Annotated in this window: 1 protein-coding gene; it reads left to right on the forward strand. The window is 47.5% G+C overall.

Annotated elements, in window-relative coordinates; translation table 11 throughout:
* Nucleotides 1-100 precede the first annotated feature (100 nt).
* Entirely contained in the window at nt 101-1,348 is a 1,248-nt protein-coding gene (locus C4S39_RS15055; protein WP_103967736.1) for an IS256 family transposase, read from the forward strand.
* Nucleotides 1,349-1,378: the final 30 nt, after the last annotated feature.

A 1,378-nucleotide genomic window follows, 5' to 3' on the forward strand; every position in this document is an offset into this window, starting at 1 on the left:
GAGCTATGATCATTTCTGGTGTATGTAAGGAGAAGAGAGCGGTGTAATCTGTTGATAAAGATCTGCCCAGATCGATTATCAAAATAAGGAGAACACCGCAATGACAGATGATAATGTTTTTAAGCTGAATAAACCAGATCAGGATGATCCACTGCAAGCAGTACTGCGCGAAGGTGCGCGAAAAATGCTGGCTGCGGCGATAGAGGCGGAAGTATCCATTTTCATTGAGCGAAATGTTTCTTTGGAAACCACTGAAGGTAAAGCGGCGGTGGTCAGAAACGGCTATCTGCCTGAACGTCAGATTCAAACGGGGCTGGGAGGCATTGGGGTCAAAGTACCCAAGGTTCGAGATCGTTCCAATTCTGGCATCAAGTTTAACAGTAGCCTGATACCGCCTTACCTGAAACGCACCAGGAGCATTGAAGAATTTTTGCCCTGGTTGTATTTGAGAGGTATTTCAACGGGGGATTTTTCAGAGACGCTGAAACATCTTTTGGGGGCGGATGCGACGGGACTGTCGGCAGCCACGATTAGCCGTTTAAAGCAGGACTGGGAGCAGGATTACCAGGAATGGAGCCGACGTGATTTAAGTAAAAACCGTTACGTTTATGTGTGGGCTGACGGTGTATACAGTAATGTCCGGATGGATGACCGGTTATGTTTGTTGGTGATTATCGGCTCCGATGAAACGGGGCGCAAAGAATTGCTAGCATTGTCTGATGGTTACCGTGAATCGGCGGCGAGCTGGGAGGAAGTATTAACTGACTTGAAACAGCGTGGTCTCAAGATGGCGCCTAAATTGGCTATCGGTGATGGCGCTCTGGGATTCTGGAAAGCCGTGGCCAGGCTCTGGCCGGAAACTGATCAGCAACGCTGCTGGGTACATAAAACTGCCAATATTATGGAGAAACTGCCCAAAGCCATGCAACCCAAGGTCAAGGAAGCCCTGCACAATATCTGGCAGGCAGAAACCCGGAAGGAGGCTTACAAAGCATTTGACGACTGTATTGAACGGTTCAGTCCGAAATATCCAGGTGCAATGAATTGCCTGGCCAAGGACAAGGATTCCATGTTGGCTTTCTATGATTATCCTGCCGAAAACTGGCAGCACATCAGAACCACCAACCCGATTGAATCCGTATTTGCTACTGTCAGACTGAGAACTGCCAGAACGAAAAATTGTGGAAGCCGGATAACAACACTGACGATGGCGTTCAAACTCATGGAGACAGCACAGAAAAAATGGTTCCGCTTAAGAGGCTATAACCTGTTAGCAGACGTCATCAACGGCGTTAAGTTCGTTAACGGTATTAAACAAACAGCAGATCAAAAACAGAATGCCGCTTGATTCCCTATACACCAGATTTGACTATAGCTC

It is taken from the genome of Nitrosomonas ureae, from assembly GCF_900108305.1.
GTDB lineage: Bacteria > Pseudomonadota > Gammaproteobacteria > Burkholderiales > Nitrosomonadaceae > Nitrosomonas > Nitrosomonas ureae_B.